Origin of the sequence: Microbacterium sp. cx-55 (assembly GCF_021117345.1) — a bacterium.
GTDB lineage: Bacteria > Actinomycetota > Actinomycetes > Actinomycetales > Microbacteriaceae > Microbacterium.
Map to the genome: position 1 here is coordinate 927012 of NZ_CP088261.1, position 16168 is coordinate 943179.

Consider the following 16168-nt stretch of genomic DNA (forward strand, 5'->3'; position numbering starts at 1 on the left):
ATTGGGCCTGATGACCCCCGCACCTCTCTCCCCGGCCGATACCGCGATCCGCGGTGCCGGATTGCGTGTGACCGACACCCGGCGAGGCGTGTACGACGCGCTCCGCGGGATGGCGCACGCCCGCGTCGACGAGGTGCATTCCCGGGTCCGCGCCGACGTGCCGGCGATCAGCCTGCAATCCGTGTACAACGCGCTCGGCGATTTCGTCGACGCGGGGCTCGCGCGACGCATCGAGCCGGCCGGACACCCGGGCCTGTACGAGATGCGCGTCGATGACAATCACCACCACCTGGTCTGCACGAGCTGCGGACGGGTCGAGGACGTGGACTGCGTCGTCGGCGAGGCGCCCTGCCTCCAGCCGGCGAACACGCACGGCTACCGCATCCACACCGCCGAAGTGACGTTCTGGGGGCTTTGCGCGGACTGCGCAGACCCGGCCTCCGGCGAAAACCACCTGTCAACGGAAGGACACTCATGACCGACAACGAAGGTACCGTGCCGCAGATCGGCGACACCCCGACCGGCACCGACCAGTCCGTCACCGACATCGACACCCCCGTCGACGAGCGGTTCGACGGTGAGGATCGTCCCCGTTCCAACGAGGATGCGGCCGGCTCCTGCCCCGTCATCCACGGCGAGGGCCAGCGCCCCGCGGCGCCCGCCTGGACCGGCGCGCAGCCGCATCCGACCGCGGGTTCGGCGAACCGCGTGTGGTGGCCCAACCAGCTGAACCTCAAGATCCTCGCGAAGAACCCGGCGGTGTCCAACCCGCTCGGCGAGGACTTCGACTACAAGGCGGCGTTCTCGCGCCTCGACCTCGCCGCGGTGAAGCAGGACATCGAGTCGGTCATGACCGACTCGCAGGACTGGTGGCCCGCCGACTTCGGCCATTACGGCCCGTTCATGATCCGGATGGCGTGGCACAGCGCCGGCACCTACCGCGTCACCGACGGCCGTGGCGGCGCCGGAGCCGGGATGCAGCGGTTCGCACCGCTCAACAGCTGGCCCGACAACGTGAGCCTCGACAAGGCACGTCGCCTGCTCTGGCCCGTGAAGAAGAAGTACGGCCAGAACCTGTCGTGGGCCGATCTCATGATCCTCGCCGGCAACGTCGCGCTGGAGTCCATGGGCTTTGCGACCTTCGGCTTCGGGGGCGGTCGCCCGGACGTCTGGGAACCGGATGACGACGTGTACTGGGGCCCCGAGACCACTTGGCTCGCCGACGAGCGGTACTCCGGCGATCGGGAACTCGAGAAGCCGCTCGCGGCCGTGCAGATGGGCCTCATCTACGTCAACCCCGAGGGCCCCAACGGCAACCCCGACCCGCTCGCCTCGGCGCGCGACATCCGGGAGACGTTCGGTCGCATGGGCATGAACGACGAAGAGACCGTCGCCCTGATCGCGGGCGGTCACACGTTCGGCAAGACCCACGGCGCGGCGCCCGACACGAACATCGAGGACAACCCGGAGGCGGCCGGCCTCGAGATGCAGGGTCTCGGCTGGAAGAACAACTTCGGTACCGGCAAGGGCGACGACACGATCACGTCGGGCCTCGAGGTCACCTGGACCTACCACCCGACCCGCTGGGACAACGAGTTCTTCCACATTCTCTACGCGTACGAGTGGGAGCTCATGCGCAGCCCCGGCGGCGGTCACCAGTGGCGACCGATCAACGGTGCAGGCGCCGACATGGTGCCGCTGGCGCACTCGTCCGGGCGCCGCGAGCCCCGCATGCTGACGAGCGACCTGGCGCTGCGCGTCGACCCCGACTACGACCGGGTGTCACGCCGCTTCAAGGACGACCCGGTCGCATTCGGCGATGCCTTCGCCCGCGCGTGGTTCAAGTTGACCCACCGCGACATGGGTCCGATCGACCGCTACCTCGGCCCCGAGGTTCCGCAGGAGGAACTGCTCTGGCAGGACCCGGTGCCCGCGGCCCCCGCGGTGCTGATCGACGCGGCGGATGCAGCGGCGATCAAGGAGCAGATCCTGCGCTCCGGTCTCACCGTTTCGCAGCTCGTATCGACGACGTGGGCCGCGGCCTCGACCTTCCGTGGCAGCGACAAGCGCGGCGGCGTCAACGGCGCCCGCATCCGGCTCGCTCCGCAGAAGGACTGGCAGGTCAACAACCCCGCGCAGCTCGCGCAGGTGCTCGCCGAGCTCGAGAAGATCCAGACGTCGTTCGCCGAGGGGCGCACCGACGGCAAGACCGTCTCGCTCGCCGATCTGCTGGTGCTCGCCGGTAACGCCGCGGTCGAGAAGGCGGCGGCGGATGCGGGTTACGAGGTCGAGGTGCCGTTCCACCCGGGACGCACCGACGCGACGCAGGAGCAGACCGACGAGGTGTCGTTCTCGTTCCTCGAGCCGGCCGCCGACGGATTCCGCAACTACTATGGCCCGAACGCGACCCTCCCGCAGGAGCACCACCTGATCGACAAGGCCAATCTTCTGACGCTCAGTGCGCCGGAGATGACGGTGCTCGTCGGCGGGCTGCGCGTGCTGGGGGCGAACTGGGACGGCTCGGCCTACGGCGTCTTCACGGACCGTGCGGGCGTGCTGACGAACGATTTCTTCGTCACGCTGCTCGATCTCGGCACCACCTGGAAGCCGCTCGACCCGGGTTCGCACGCGTTCGCCGGAGCGAAGGACGGCTCGGGGGCGCCGGTCGGTGTGGGAACCCGCGTCGACCTGCTCTTCGGCTCGAACTCCGAACTGCGCGCGCTCGCGGAGGTCTACGCGAGCGATGACGCGAAGGAGAAGTTCGTGCGGGACTTCGTCGCCGCGTGGACGAAGGTCACGGAGCTCGACCGGTTCGACCTGGTCTGATCTCCGCACGCCCTCCGGGCCCGCTCCGCATCCGCGGGGTGGGCCCTCGTGCGTCGGGGGCTCCGCCGGATGGCGGGCACGCCCGCGGGCAACGAGATCCGGACGGGGTCAGAGGAGTCCGCGGAGCTTGAGCGCCAGGTAGTGGTCGGCGATGAGCGGAGGCAGCGACTCCGCATCGGCGGCGAGAGATACCGCGCCCGCGCGGGCGACGGCATCCGCCACCCGCGCCGCATCCGAGCCGGCCCGCGCCCGGGCGGCCTCGAGATATGCGGACTCCGCGTCGATCAGCCCTTCGGCGGCGTCGGCGGCGCCTGCGGAGGTGTCGTGGTCGGTCGCGGCGCCCACCAGCACGCGGGAGCGCGCGGTCCACGACGGAAGCGCGGCGAGGAAGGCGCGGGATGCGGCGGGGTCGTCCTGGGCCGTCAGCAGCACGACGAGCGCCGGGCGCACGGGCAGCCGCCGGACGAGGGCCGCGACGCTCGACCAGTCCGTGTCGATCAGCTGCGGGTCCACCGCCGCCATCGCGTCGACGAGAGCGGGAACGAGGGCGTTCCCGTCCACCCCGCTTACTCGGGCGCGCGTCACCCGGTCCATCATGACGAGATGCACGTGGTCGCCGGCGCGGGCGGCGAGAGCCGACAGCAGCAGCGTCGCCTCCATGGCCGCATCCAGCCGAACGCCGTCGCCCACCCGCGTCGCCGACGTGCGTCCGGTGTCGATCACGATCACGATGTGCCGGTCGCGCTCGGGACGCCAGGTGCGGAGCATCGTCGTGCCCGCACGTGCGGTGGCGCGCCAGTCGATCGAGCGCACGTCGTCGCCGCGCACGTATTCGCGCAGGCTGTCGAACTCGGTTCCCCGGCCGCGTAGTTGCACGCTCGTGGAGCCGTCGAGCTCGCGCAGGCGGGCCAGACGTGAGGGCAGGTGGCGGCGCGAGCGGAACGGCGGCAGCACGCGCAGCGCTCCGCGGGCGCCGATGCTCGCTTGGCGTCCGGCCACGCCGAACGGCCCGCCGGAGCGGACGACGACGAATTCCGAGACCAGTTGGCCCCGGCGACGCGGATGCAGCGGCACCGTGATGCGACGTGACTCGCCGCCCGGGATGTCGATGCGGAACCGCCCGAGAGGGGCGCCCGCGGTCGGCTGCCAGGCATCCCGCATCCGTCCGTGGATCCGGCGCGTTCCGGTGTTGCGGAGGATCACTTCGGTGCGGACGGCCTCATCGCGACGCGCACGCGCGGGGATCTCGCGTGCGACCCGGAGCGCGCGCGGGGATGCGGCGAGGAGCGCGTCGGCGACGGCGACCGCCGCGCTGAGGAGGATCCAGCCGCCCGCGACGATCCACGGACCGAGGGCCGCGCCGAACAGCACGACGGGCACGATGCCCGCCGCGACGAGGAGAGCGAGACGACCGGTGATGTACACGTCAGAGCGGAACGCGCGTCTGCTGAACGACCGAGGCGATCACCGCATCGACCGTGACCCCCTCGAACTCGGCCTCCGGTCGGAGCCGCAGCCGGTGGCGCCAGGTGGGCGCGAGCATCGTCTGCACGTGATCGGGGGTGATCGCGGGGTACCCGCCGAGCCAGGCCCAGGCCTTCGCGGTGGCGAGCAGCGCGGTCGCGGCGCGCGGGCTCGCCCCGAGCTGAATCGAGGGCGATTCGCGCGTGGCACGGGCGAGGTCGACGATGTAGCCGAGCAGATCGTCGGAGACGCCGACGGATGCGGCCGCGCGCTGTGCGGCGCGGATGCGTTCCGCGTCGACGACCGGCACCAGGTCTTCGAGCTCGCGCGGCGAGAACCCGGCGGCATGCCGGCGCAGGACGTCGATCTCGGCATCGCGTTCCGGTACGTCGATCAGGAGCTTCAGCAGGAACCGGTCCAGCTGCGCCTCGGGGAGCTCGTAGGTGCCTTCGTGCTCGATGGGGTTCTGCGTCGCGGCGACCAGGAACGGGTCGGGGAGCGGGCGGGTCACACCGTCGGCCGAAACCTGACGCTCCTCCATCGCCTCCAGGAGCGAGGACTGGGTCTTCGGCGGCGTGCGGTTGATCTCGTCGGCCAGCAGCACGTTCGTGAACACCGGTCCCTCGCGGAAGTCGAACTCTCCGTCGCGAGCGTTGTAGATGAGCGATCCGGTCACATCACCCGGCATCAGGTCGGGCGTGAACTGCACCCGGTGCGTGTCGAGGCCGAGGGCGCGGCTGAACGATCGCACGAGCAGGGTCTTCGCGACGCCGGGAACGCCCTCGAGCAGCACGTGGCCGCGGGCGAGGAGGGCGACCAGCAGTCCCGTGATCGCGCCGTCCTGACCGACGACGGCCTTGCCGACCTCGGTGCGCACGTCGTGCATCGCGGCGCGCAGCGCGTTGTGGTCGGGGGTGATGTCGCTCATCGGGGGTCCTTTCCGGGCCGGAGCGCCGCGGACAGCGCGGCTTCGAGGTCGTGGAGATGGTGAATGAGTGCGACGAGGTCGCGGTCGGTGCGCGGGACGTCGTCGACGAGCAGTGCCCGCACTTCGCGGGGATCGCGGTCGAGGCGCGCGGCGACGGCATCCGATACCGAGACGGCGGAGGAGGATGCGGCGAGCCCGGTCAGCCGCGCGAGACGCGCGACGGTCGCCTGACGGATCGCGTCGGCGGCGTGCGGGACGTCACGGGAGCGGGCGTAGAGGCGCGCCCGCCCGCGGGTGGTCTCCGAACCGCGCACGGTCACCGGGAGGCGCTCGCGGACGAGAGGTCCGAACCGTCGCCCGCGCCAGATGATGGCCGCGAGGGCGGCGGCCAGCAGCAGAACGATCGCGGGACTCACCCAGCCCGGAGTGAGTTCGCCGAGCGTTCCGGCGGCGCCGTCGCTGTCGGCGAGGCTCGGGACGAACCACACGACCCGGTCGCGGGCGCCGAGCAGGTTGAGCGCCAGGGCCGCGTTGCCGTCGCTCGCGAGGGTCGCATTGGTGAAGAGCGCCGTGCCGTCGATCGCTACCGCCCGTCCGTCTCCGCGCGGCACCGTGAGCAGGCCGTAGCCCTCGCCGACGGGATAGCACCCGGTCGCCGTGTCCGAGGCGAACGTCACACCGATCACGACCGGGCCCGCGCGTTCGGCCTCGGCGAGACCGCACCCCGGGGCGACCGGCGTCGTCTCGCCGAATCCGTCGAGGCGGCCCTCGAACAGCACCCGGATGCTGCGCGCCCGGGGCTCGGCGACGACGACATCCGTCGCGGCGCTCGCGAGGTGGGTGAACGCGTCGTCGGAGAGGAGCGGTGAGTCGGGCAGCACCAGGGTGGCGCTGCCGGCGCGGAGGGCATCCTCCGCCGCGGCCCGATCGCGGACGATCTGCACGTCGATACCGTTCTCGGCGAGCAGGCGGGCGACCGCGCGGGTGCCGCCCGGGCCCGCGGACTCCGGGTCGAATGCGCCGCGTTCGGACCACTGGATGCCCCCGGAGATCACCGCACCGAGGGAGCCGACCAGCACGAGCACGAGGGCGATCACGATCCAGCCCCCGACGCGTCGGCGACGCCCACTGCGCTCCGGGAGAGCGGTCGCCGCGCGGGCGGGCGCGGACGTCATCGCGCGTCCACCGTCGCGCGCGCATGGGCGAGCCGGTCGTCGAGGGCGCGCACCCGATCGTAGGTCTCCCGGCTGCCCGGCCGCCGGAGGTATCGGACGTCGTCGAAGTCGGCCGCACAGCGCGCGAGATCGGCCGCGCGATCCGGGAAGCTCGCGGTGGCGGCGCGCGCGAAGGCCTGCACGGTCGCGCCCGGGGGAGTCGTGACGATGCCGCGCTCGTCGAGGCCGCGCGCGAGCGCCCGGACCGCATCCGACACGGCGGCGGACCAGTCACCGGATGCTGCCCATCGGGCGGCGTCGGCGCGGAGGTCCTGAGCGGAGCGGCCGGCCGCGTCGCCGAACAGGTCGCTCGGTGTGGTCGTCCGCATCCGGGCCCGCGACCGCGGACGCCCCCACACGAGGAAGGCGACCAGAACGACGGCGAGCACGATCACCGTGGCGACGACGGCCGCGACGGGTCCCCACGAACCGGTCAACGGCTGCGAGAAGAAGCGGGCGATCGCGTCGCCGACGGCCTGCGCGATGCGGTCGATCGGGGTCGGTTGGGCGGCGAGGTACGAGGGATCGCTGAGTTCCTGTTCGGCCCAGCGCCGCGCCTCGTCGCCGTCCGGGATGAGGGGGGCTCCGGTGAGGACGCCGATCACCGTGCCGAGCCCGAGCCGCCGGGGGCGGCCCAATCGGTCGGGGTCGGGGTCGGGGTCGGGGTCGGCGGCGGCGGGGTGTCCTGTCCGCGATCCGACGGCTCTGGTGCCGGCGCCGGCGAGGGTTCGGGTGCGGGCTCCGGGTATCCGTGCGGTGCCGGGTATCCCTGCGGGACCGGGTATCCCTGCGGTGCCGGGTATCCCTGCGGTGCCGGGTACCCCTGCGGTGCCGGGTATCCCTGCGGGACCGGGTATCCCTGCGGGACGGGGTACCCCGGGGATGCCCCCGGGTACCCCTGCGGCGACGGCACGGGTGCCGGGGTGACCGCGCGGCCGACATGCCAGCGGTACGGGTCGGCGACGCCGGCCCCGGCCTGGCGCTGGTCGACGTAGGACTGCAGGTCGTGGTCGAGGCCCTCGGTCCGCATCCGCGCGTCGACGTACAGAAGTGTTCCGGCGGAGGCACCGACGACGAGCGCCACGGACTGGACGAGCAGCGTCACGATCTGCGCGAGGCCCATCGAACCGAGGTAGGCGATGATCGCGGTCGGTTCGGGTTCCCCGGTGGGGGCGATCACGGTGCTGAAGACCCCGCTGAGGAGCGAGAACGGCACGCTGACGACCTGAGCGATCACGCTGAAGGTGACCTGGATGACGAACCAGATGCCGAGCGTCTTCCAGAACCGGCCGCGGGTGAGTTGCCACGAGCGACCGATCGCCGCGAAGATCCCGGCACCCTCGAGAACGATGACCTCGGGAACGAGGAACAGCTTGGTCGTCAGCCAGAACATGAGGGGGACGGCGGCGATCACGAGAAGGATCGCGAGCACGATCCCGACCGCGAGCGCGACGGTCGAAAGCGCCACCACGGCGATCACGAGGACGGCGACCACGATGATGATCGCGACGACCGTGAGGACCGTATAGCCCAGCAGACGCCAGAACGCCGGGCGCACGCGTCGCCAGAGCGCTCCGACGGTGAGCTGCTCTGAGACGACGCCGTGGGCGACCTCGGCCACCACGACGCCCTGCACCACGACCGTCAACGCGGTCGCGGCGATCCCCAGCACGACGCCGGTGATGACGGTGATGAGCGTCGACCCCGCGAAGAGGGCGTCGTACTCGTCGGAGCCGAGGGGCACGGTGTCAAGCCGCGAGAACGACGCGAACGCGGTGCCGCCGACGGCCACCAGCAGCACGATGTACGCCAGCATCTGCATCCCGAGCGCGAATCCGAGCAGCACACGAGGGTTCCGGCGGAGCGCGGTGAACGAGCGGCCGAGGATGGCGCCGAACGTGAGCGGATGCAGCGGGATGATGCCCGCTCTCGCTGCCGGCGTCCATGACGGGTAGGCGGTCACGATGTCTCCCTCGCGGTCGGCGTCCCCTTATCGTGACACACGGGCGGTCGCCCCTCGGCAGCGCGGCGCGCGGCGTGGACTACTCTGTGGGGAGCGCACGGGGGACATCGGCGGTGCCCGGCCGTCGTCGTGTCGCAGGCAAAGGACGAACGCGATTTCATGACTTCACGCATTCTCGTGGTCGACGACGACGTTGCCCTTGCCGAGATGATCGGCATCGTCCTCGACACCGAGGGGTTCGAGACGGTGTTCTGCGCAGACGGCGCGGAGGCCGTCGAAGCGTTCCGCACCGAGCGTCCCGACCTGGTTCTGCTCGATCTCATGCTTCCCGGGATGGACGGGATCGAGATCTGCACGCGCCTGCGCAGCGAGTCCGGCGTGCCGATCATCATGCTGACCGCGCGCACCGACACCGCCGACGTGGTCCGCGGGCTCGAATCCGGTGCCGACGACTACATCGTCAAGCCGTTCAACCCGAAGGAGCTCGTCGCCCGCATCCGCACGCGGCTGCGTCCGACGCCGGCCGAATCGGCCGAGGTGCTGCGCATCGGCGATCTCGCGGTCGATGTGGCCGCCCACGAGGTGCGCCGAGGCGACGCGCCGATCGCGCTGACGCCCCTCGAGTTCGAACTGCTGGTTGCGCTCGCCTCGAAACCGCAGCAGGTCTTCTCCCGCGAGATGCTGCTCGAGCAGGTGTGGGGCTATCACTACAAGGCCGATACGCGCCTCGTGAACGTGCACGTGCAGCGTCTGCGCGCGAAGGTCGAGCTCGACGCCGACAACCCGAAGATCGTCACCACGGTGCGCGGCGTCGGGTATCGCGCGGGCGCCGTGGTGTGAGATGACCGTCCAGGCCCCGCGCCGGCGGCGCCGCACGGCCCTGGTCCGGTTCCTGCGGAACTGGCGAACCTGGCCGGACTCGCTGTCGGGATTGTGGCGACGCTCGCTCCGGTTCCGCACGCTCGTGCTGACGATCGCGCTGAGCGCGCTCGCCATCCTGGTCGCCTGCGTCTGGATGGCGCTCGCCATCCAGAACGACCTCTTCCAGTCCCGTCGCGATCAGGTCGTCGGCGACGCGCGCCGCGCCACCGCCGCGGCCCAGGCGACGCTCGACTCGGCGGTGCAGAGCGACAGCGCGCAGGTGCGGAGCGTCATGGACAGCGTGCGCACCACGCTCGTCCAGCAGTCCGCCTCCCAGCGGGTCGCGGCGACCCGGATCGATGACGCGCCGTCCGCGACCGCGCCGCAGGACTTCACCCTCGGCGGGGCGGACTGGGATGCGCAGATCAGCGACGCCCTCCGGGAGCGCGTGCAGAGCACCGCGAACGCGCAGTGGTGGCAGTCGATCTCTCTGCCCGACGGGCCCGGCGACACGTCGCCCGGGATCGTCGTGGGCCAGCAGCTCAATGTGGACGGCGACGCGTACGAGCTCTACATCGCCTACGACCTCTCCGCCGCAGAGCAGACCCTGCTGTTCGTCCAGAGCACGCTGTGGATCGTCGGGCTCGCGCTCATCGCCATCATTGCGGCGATCTCCTGGTTCGTGCTGCGCACGGTGACCGTGCCGATCGCGGACGCGGCGCAGACGAGCGCCGAGCTCGCCGCCGGGCGACTGAACGTGCGGCTCGACGTGCACGGCGAAGACGAACTCGCGACGCTGGGCCGCTCCTTCAACGCCATGGCCGACAGCATCCAGACCCAGATCGCCGAGCTCGCAGAGCTGTCGCTCGTGCAGCAACGCTTCGTCTCCGACGTCTCGCACGAGCTGCGGACGCCGCTGACCACCATCCGGCTCGCGGCCGACGTGCTGAACGATCACCGCACCGATTTCGACCCGGTCTCCTCCCGCGCCGCCGAACTGCTGCATGCCCAGGTGCAGCGCTTCGAGGTGCTGCTCGGAGACCTGCTCGAGATCAGCCGCTACGACGCGGGGTCCGTACAGCTCGAACTCGAGGCGACGAGCCTCGCCGCGCTCGCCGAAGACGTCGTCGAGTCGATGCATCAGCTCGCCGCACAGCACGGCAGCGACGTGCGGGTCGTCGCACCCGGGGGATACTCCCCGGTCGACATGGACCCGCGTCGGGTGCGCCGGGTCGTCCGCAACCTGCTCGGGAACGCGATCGAGCACGGGGAGGGGCGGCCGATCGTCGTCACGGTCGACAGCGATCAGGATGCGGTCGCCGTGGGCGTCCGCGACTACGGGCTCGGGATGCGGGCCGAGGATCAAGAGCGGGTGTTCGACCGGTTCTGGCGCGCCGATCCGTCGCGCAAGCGCACGATCGGCGGCACGGGGCTCGGGCTCTCGATCGCGCTGGGAGACGCGCGCCTGCACGGCGGCACGCTCGCGGTGTGGTCCTCTCCCGGGCGCGGGACGAACTTCGTGCTGACGCTGCCGCGGCGCACCCTGGATGTGGACGTTCGCTCTCCCATCCCGCTCGATCCGGGCGAGGACGCGCTCGATGTCCTCGGGATGACCCAGCCGATCGATGTCTCCGCGAACGCGCGGGCCCGGGAGGAGAAGCGATGAGACGCACCGTGTCACTCGTGTCCGCCGTCGTGATCGCTCTGGTGCTCGCGGGATGCGCCGGGCTGCCGACGACCGGACCCGTCCAGCCGGTGCCGCAGGAGACGGCGCAGGCCGAGGTCCCCGACATCACGTTCCGCCCCGACGCGCCGCAGGCAGGCGCCACTGCGCAGCAGATCGTCGAAGGGTTCGTCCGGGCGGCCTCCGGACCGCAGAACGACTGGGATACGGCGCGGCTCTTCCTCGCGCCGGACTTCCGCGACTCGTGGGAGCCGGAGGCGGGCGTCATCGTGGACGTCCTGTCCGACCGTGTGTACACCCCGATCTCCGACGAGGCCCTCGATCTGCAGGTGACCCCCCGGGCCACCGTCGACGAGCACGGCAGCTATGCGCCGTCCGACGGCGGCACCGCCGCGCCGCTGTCGTACGCGCTCGCGCAGCAGTCCGATGGCGAATGGCGCATCACGTCGGCCCCGAACGGCATCCTGCTCGACGAGGACTTCTTCCGGAGTGTGTTCCGGTCGTACTCGCTCATGTACTTCGACCCGACGTGGGAGTTCCTCGTTCCGGACACCCGGTTCTTCCCGACCTACAACGCGGCGACGCGGATCGCGGACGCGCTCGTGAACGGTGCGCCCTCCGCGTGGCTCGCGGATGCGGTCAAGACCGCGTTCCCCGAGACCGTCGACCTGCTGCCCTCCGTGCCGGCGATCGGCGGCGTCGCGCAGGCGCAGCTGAGCCAGCAGGCCCTGACCCTCGACCAGACCACGCTCGACCGGATGCAGACGCAGCTCGCGAGCAGCCTCGCGAGCGCTCAGGTCAGTCAAGTCGAGATGCTCGTGGACGGCACGCGGCTCGACGCGGACCGGGTGGCGACCGAAGACACCTCCGTCGACCAGCGAGCTCTCGTGCTCTCCGAGGACGGCTTCGGGTTCCTCGTCTCGGGAGACCTCACGCCGATCCCTGCGCTGTCGCCCGCCGTCGTCACCGCCGCGCCGTCGGCGATCGAACTGGCGCGCGATCGGGGCTCGGTCGCGGTCCGGATGCCGGACGGTTCCGCATCCCGCATCTCCGACGACGGCCGGCGCTCCGTGATCGACGATCGGAAGGGCCTGCTCGCACCGGCGATCGACCCGTTCGGCATCGTCTGGACCGTGCCGTCGGCGTCCCCGAGCGATCTCCACGCGACCACGCCCGGCGGCGAACTCGTCGAGCCGGAGGGCGCGTGGAGCGGAGCGAGCCGCATCGACTCCCTGCAGATCTCGCGGGACGGCGCGCGGATGGCGGCCATCATCGGATTCGGGTCGCGGACGGTGCTCGTGGTCGCGGGCATATCGCGCGACGCGGATGGCGTGCCGATTGCGATCGGCGATCAGATCACCCTCGCGAATCTGGACGGCACCGGTCGTGACGTCGCGTGGCTCGATGATCTGACGGTCGGGGCGCTGACCGGCCCCGATGACGACGTGACGTTCGTGGAGCAGGTCGTTGGTGGTCTGACGACGACGTTCGAGGCACCCGCGGGTGCCGCGGAGATCTCGGGCGTCAACACGCCGTCCGCGGTGCGACTGCGATCGGCCGACGGGGCGCTGTTCGTGCGGCGCTCGTCGAACTGGGTGCAGACCGCCGCGGGAATCTCGGTGCTGGCGGTGCTGCAGGGGAGCCCCTGACCTCCTTTCCTCCCCAGGGCGTGAGGGCGGGCCATTGTCCGAACGCGCGCGCGAACCGGGATCGGGCGAAGGTCGGGTGGGCCAGAGTCGACCCGTGTCGTCTTTCTCTCCCCTCATGCCCGACGTCGTGCGCGCAGCCTTCGCGGACGCGCTCGCGTTCGTCCTTCCGGTCTCGTGCGCCGGCTGCGGTGCGGCGGACGTCGCGCTCTGCCCCGCTTGCGCGGTTCTCCTCGCGCGTCCGTCCGACCTCGTCCGGTCGGTCGGAGACGGCCTCGTCGTGCACTCCGCGTTCCGTTACGTCGACGAGCCGGCGCGGATGCTGCGCGCGCTCAAGGAGGACGGCCGCACCGCGCTCGCACGCCCGTTCGGGCGCGCGCTGGCGATGCGTGCCGCATCCGCCTTCCCCGGCGAGGATCTCGTGTTCGTCCCCGTGCCGACCTCCCGGGCCTCGATGCGTCGCCGCGGGTATCGCGTCGTCGAGCTCCTGACGCGCCGGAGCGGACTGCCCGCCCTCGCCGCGCTCCGCCCCGCGCGGCGAACGGCCGACCAGCGCACGCTCGGCCGCGAGGAACGCGCGTCGAACGTGCGGGGGAGCCTCGTCGCGACCCCGGCGGCATCGGGCCGGCGCGTCGTGGTGGTCGACGACGTCGTGACGACGGGAGCAACGCTCGAGGAGGCGATGCGCGCGTTGACGGCGGCCGGCGCGGACGTTCGGGGAGCGCTGACGGTCGCCGCCACTCCGAAGCGCCGGTTCGATGCGTGACACCCGACACCGTGCGGGCTAGGTTGGGACGGACAAGGCGACGATGGTCCGCCCTTGACCGGGCGGACCGGAACAAGGAGGTCAAGGATGGATACCAACATCGTCGGCGTGGGCGTCGGGATTACGGATCGCTTTCGCGCAGTCGTCGAGGAGAAATCCGTTCGCATCGAGAACATTGCGCCACGCGCGCAGAGTCTGGATGTGAAAGTCACGCATCGCGCCTATCGCAACGGCCGAATGGAGGACTCGACGGTCGAGCTCACGCTCACCGGCAAGGGTCCTCTGGTACGCGCCGAGGCTGTCGACGGCGACAAGTTCACCGCCCTCGACCTGGCCGTCGACAAGCTCAGCGAACAGGTCCGTCGCGCGAAGGAGAAGCGCATCGACGGGCGAAATCATCCGCGCGGCGCGCACTACGAGAAGGGCACCGGTGAGATCGCGGGCATCGACGTGCAGCCCGCATCCGTCGACGTCCTGCGAGCCGTCGCCACCGGCGAGGTTCCCATCATCACGGGCGCCGAAGACGAAGAGGCCTACTCGCCCGTCGTCATCCGCACGAAGCAGTTCGACGCGGAATGGATGACCGTCGAAGACGCCGTCGATCGGATGGAGCTCGTCGGTCACGACTTCTTCCTCTTCATCGACGCGCGTTCCGATCAGCCGAGCGTCGTCTACCGGCGCAAGGGCTGGGACTACGGCGTCATCTCGCTCGAAACGCAGGCCGCCCCGGAGAAGGTGGCGTCCTGACGCAGTGAGGCGTTGAGACAGAAGAAGGGACCCGTCCGTGCGGCGGGTCCCTTCTTCTGTCTCTGAGGATCAGTCGACCAGGTCAGTCGAACATGTCGCCGAGCAGGCTGCCGATGACCAGGCCGCCGAGGATGCTGCCGCCCATGCCGCCGCCCATGCCTCGCCCGCCGCCACCGCCCCAGCCGCCGCCTCCGCCCCAGCCGTCGTCGCGCGGACGGGACTGGTCGATGTCGCGTTGGGCGAGCTGGAGCGCTTCACTGGCCAGCTGACCCGCGCGGCGGGAGAGCTGAAGTGCGGTCTCGAGGGAGTCCTCTTCGTCCGGGAGCCGGTCGATGTCGGCCCGGGCGCGCTCGGCTTCGGCGAGGCGCGTGCGCGCGTCGGCGCCGATCCACCCGCGGTGTCCGTTGATGAGGCTTCCCGCGACCGCGATCTGCCGGTCGGCGTCGTCGATCGTGTGCCGCACGAGGTCGGGGCTCGGAAGGGGGCGTTCGGCCCGCTTCCGCGCCTTCGCGACGGCGGCGTCGAGGGCGGTGTTCGCCGTCCGCAGCTGCGAGAGCTCCGCGAACGGGTCGCCGAGGGTGCCGGGAGGGGTCAGGGCGTCGAGCGCCTGCTCGAGATCGCGCATGGCCGCCGTGATCTCGGGGTTCCCGGCGATGCGGCGTGCCTCGACCAGATCGCCGCGGGAATCGGCAACGACCTCGCTGAGCGTCGCCTCCGCCCGCAGTGCCTCGATCTCGAAGTCCTCCACACCGTCGAGCAACGATTCGGCGCGGCGCACCGACTCGGTCGCGGCCTCGAGCGCCATGTTCGCCTCTTCGGCGCGCCCCGCGTCGCGACGCCTTGTCGAAACGTCGGCGCTGTGCAGGGCGAACGAGAGCACTTGCTCGGCTTCCGCCGGGGCGTTCTCGATCTGGTGCACGGCGGACTGGGCGTAACGGGCCCGCATCCGTTCGACGACGTCGGCCGCGTTCGGAATGCGCTCGCGGAGCCGTTCCGCATCCGCTCGCACACTCGCGAGTACCTCGGGGGCGCGGCGGATGCGGGCGATCGCGTCGGCGAGCACGGTCGTACGGTCATCGAGCAGGTCTTCGGCCCATTCGGCCAACTGCACGATGCGGGCGTTCCGGGTGCGGAGCTCTTCGGGGGTGTCGGGGATCTCGTCGTGGTTCAGCTGATGCAGCTGGAACGCCTCGCCGAGATGCGTGCGCACAGCGGTGAGCGCGTCGCGCAGATCCTTCGTCGACTTCGGGCCGAGTTCGGCCTCGGCGAATGCCAGCTCCTCCGTCGTCGCGCGGATGCGCTCGTCGGCCGAGACCAGGGCCTGCTCGGCGCGTCGGGCCAGATCCGCACCCTTCGCGTCGATCTCCGCTTGCTGTTCGCGCTTGCGTTTACCCCAGAAACCCGCCATGTACCGATCCTAAGCGCGCTGCTGCGCGGGCGATCCGTTCAGGCGACGCGAGCCGGCCGCCCGCGCTTCGGACGCCGCTCCGACAGCGACACCGTGCGGGCGGATTCCGGATGCTGCGCCAGTCGCTCGGCGACGCGCCCGAGCCAGACGACCTCCGCTTCGGCCTGGGCCAGAAGGTGCTCGTGCACGATCAGGGCGGCGAGATCCGGGGTGTCGTCGGCGCCGCTCGGGTCGTTCGCCCGGAGCGCGGTGACGCGACCGCGTGCCGCAGTCTCCTCCGCGGCGACCACCCTGCTCGCCGTGACGCCGGGCAGCGTGGCGGCCAGGGCGATCTTCACGGAAAGCTCGTCTCTGGTCGCGGGCCGCTCCACCGTGTCCTGGAACCACGCGCGGGCGTCGGCGCGCCCGGCATCCGTGATCTCGTAATAGACGTGGCCGTGCTCATCGGTGTCGCCCTTGACGACCAGTCCGTCGCGCTCGAGGCGCTCCAGCGTGTTGTAGATCTGGCCGACGTTCAGGGGCCAGACGCTGCCGGTGCGCCGGTCGAACTCGGCGCGGAGCTGGTAGCCGTAGCACGCGCCCTGGTCGAGGATCGCGAGCAAGCTGCGTCGTACCGACATTCCACGTCCCGTCCTGGAGTTTTCAATTTCCGAGTATATGG

General features: G+C 71.1%; 14 protein-coding genes. 7 read left to right on the plus strand and 7 right to left on the minus strand.

All coding sequences use genetic code 11. The annotated features are described in order from the left end of the window. The first annotated feature begins 10 nt into the window (after nt 1–10). Complete coding sequence (locus LQ938_RS04290; RefSeq protein ID WP_223723563.1) at nt 11–478, plus strand: Fur family transcriptional regulator; 468 nt, start codon at nt 11–13, stop codon at nt 476–478. Beyond that, entirely contained in the window at nt 475–2826 is a 2352-nt protein-coding gene (katG, locus tag LQ938_RS04295; RefSeq protein ID WP_223723562.1) for a catalase/peroxidase HPI, read from the plus strand. Before LQ938_RS04290 ends, katG begins: the two co-directional genes overlap by 4 nt. Before the next feature lie 108 nt (nt 2827–2934). Here katG and LQ938_RS04300 read toward each other — a convergent pair whose 3' ends face one another. Genes LQ938_RS04300 through LQ938_RS15435 form a run of 5 tightly spaced genes read right to left on the minus strand, consistent with a single transcriptional unit; the run spans nt 2935 to nt 8395 of the window. Continuing rightward, nucleotides 2935–4251: a DUF58 domain-containing protein gene (locus LQ938_RS04300; RefSeq protein ID WP_223723561.1), complete on the minus strand. Its 1317-nt coding sequence runs from the start codon at nt 4249–4251 to the stop codon at nt 2935–2937. Between the two features lies 1 nt (nt 4252). Beyond that, complete coding sequence (locus LQ938_RS04305; RefSeq protein ID WP_223723560.1) at nt 4253–5218, minus strand: AAA family ATPase; 966 nt, start codon at nt 5216–5218, stop codon at nt 4253–4255. After that, nucleotides 5215–6393: a DUF4350 domain-containing protein gene (locus LQ938_RS04310; protein ID WP_223723559.1), complete on the minus strand. Its 1179-nt coding sequence runs from the start codon at nt 6391–6393 to the stop codon at nt 5215–5217. The genes LQ938_RS04305 and LQ938_RS04310 overlap by 4 nt, the downstream gene beginning before the upstream one ends. Then, entirely contained in the window at nt 6390–7037 is a 648-nt protein-coding gene (locus tag LQ938_RS04315) for a DUF4129 domain-containing protein (protein ID WP_223723558.1), read from the minus strand. Before LQ938_RS04315 ends, LQ938_RS04310 begins: the two co-directional genes overlap by 4 nt. Further along, nucleotides 7034–8395 carry a glycerophosphoryl diester phosphodiesterase membrane domain-containing protein gene (locus tag LQ938_RS15435; protein ID WP_269216576.1) on the minus strand — a complete coding sequence of 454 codons (1362 nt, stop codon included), beginning with the start codon at nt 8393–8395 and terminating at the stop codon, nt 7034–7036. The genes LQ938_RS04315 and LQ938_RS15435 overlap by 4 nt, the downstream gene beginning before the upstream one ends. Before the next feature lie 159 nt (nt 8396–8554). Here LQ938_RS15435 and mtrA point away from each other — a divergent pair, with 159 nt between their 5' ends. From mtrA to hpf, 5 genes are all read left to right on the plus strand, one after another. Beyond that, a complete protein-coding gene (gene mtrA, locus LQ938_RS04330; protein ID WP_223723557.1) occupies nt 8555–9235 on the plus strand; it encodes an MtrAB system response regulator MtrA in 681 nt (226 codons plus the stop codon). Between the two features lies 1 nt (nt 9236). Continuing rightward, nucleotides 9237–10922 carry an MtrAB system histidine kinase MtrB gene (gene mtrB, locus LQ938_RS04335; RefSeq protein ID WP_223723556.1) on the plus strand — a complete coding sequence of 562 codons (1686 nt, stop codon included), beginning with the start codon at nt 9237–9239 and terminating at the stop codon, nt 10920–10922. Then, nucleotides 10919–12589: an LpqB family beta-propeller domain-containing protein gene (locus LQ938_RS04340; RefSeq protein ID WP_223723555.1), complete on the plus strand. Its 1671-nt coding sequence runs from the start codon at nt 10919–10921 to the stop codon at nt 12587–12589. Before mtrB ends, LQ938_RS04340 begins: the two co-directional genes overlap by 4 nt. Nucleotides 12590–12683: 94 nt before the next feature. Further along, complete coding sequence (locus LQ938_RS04345; protein WP_223723554.1) at nt 12684–13352, plus strand: ComF family protein; 669 nt, start codon at nt 12684–12686, stop codon at nt 13350–13352. 87 nt (nt 13353–13439) lie between these two features. Next, a complete protein-coding gene (hpf, locus tag LQ938_RS04350) occupies nt 13440–14099 on the plus strand; it encodes a ribosome hibernation-promoting factor, HPF/YfiA family (RefSeq protein WP_223723553.1) in 660 nt (219 codons plus the stop codon). Nucleotides 14100–14181: 82 nt separating this feature from the next. On the opposite strand, the gene LQ938_RS04355 is transcribed toward hpf, so the two are convergent. Together LQ938_RS04355 and LQ938_RS04360 are read right to left on the minus strand one after the other, a co-directional pair. Further along, nucleotides 14182–15507, minus strand: a complete 1326-nt coding sequence (locus tag LQ938_RS04355) for a hypothetical protein (RefSeq protein ID WP_223723552.1) — start codon at nt 15505–15507, stop codon at nt 14182–14184. Nucleotides 15508–15545: 38 nt separating this feature from the next. After that, complete coding sequence (locus LQ938_RS04360; protein WP_223723551.1) at nt 15546–16127, minus strand: PadR family transcriptional regulator; 582 nt, start codon at nt 16125–16127, stop codon at nt 15546–15548. Nucleotides 16128–16168 lie beyond the last annotated feature (41 nt).